Genomic DNA, 614 nt, shown 5'->3' with positions numbered 1-614 from the left:
ATTGTGATGTATTATGCCGAGAAAATAAAGAAAACCATATGATTATTAAAGGGTAATTTAAATTAACTCGGCATAATAACTAACTCCACATAAGGAGGATTATGCCGATATCCACATAAACCTCCTTGAGGTACACCTTTAGTTGTTTCCTCAAATTTATGCTTTACTACGACTCCTGCATTGAGATATTTATGTATGAGTGATATGACTCTTCCATCTTTAATAGTTTGTGAAAGTATCTGTATAAGTCTTGAATGATTGACTGTATCAAAGTATTTCTCCAAGTCCAAGTCTACTGTATATCGATATCCTTCATTGGCATAGTCTACGACTCTTTTTACTGCTTGATGAGCACTTCTTCGAGGTCTAAATCCATAACTGTTTTCACTGAATAGTGGTTCAAAGATAGGCGTAAGTATTTGTACTATTGCTTGTTGGATGACCCTATCCGTCACTGTTGGGATTCCTAACCCTCTTTTCTTTCCGTTATCTTTTGGTATTTCTACTCTTTTGACGGCTTGCGGACTATAATGTCCCTCCATGATAAGTTTCTTTAGATAAGACCAGTGTTGTGCGAAATGCGTACGAACTTCTGCGACTTGCATTTTATCTAC

General features: G+C 36.3%; 1 protein-coding gene. It reads right to left on the bottom strand.

What is annotated here, in order from left to right; all coding sequences use genetic code 11:
* Positions 1-62 precede the first annotated feature (62 nt).
* Positions 63-614 (bottom strand): reverse transcriptase domain-containing protein (locus tag B5E87_RS14870; protein WP_241147202.1); only part of this gene is annotated, 552 nt, incomplete at its 5' end.

Source organism: Massilimicrobiota sp. An142 (assembly GCF_002160725.1).
In the GTDB taxonomy this organism is placed as follows: domain Bacteria; phylum Bacillota_I; class Bacilli_A; order Erysipelotrichales; family Coprobacillaceae; genus Allocoprobacillus; species Allocoprobacillus merdigallinarum.
The sequence above is the reverse complement of the archived record's forward strand: the minus strand, read 5'-3'. Positions and strand labels throughout refer to the sequence as shown.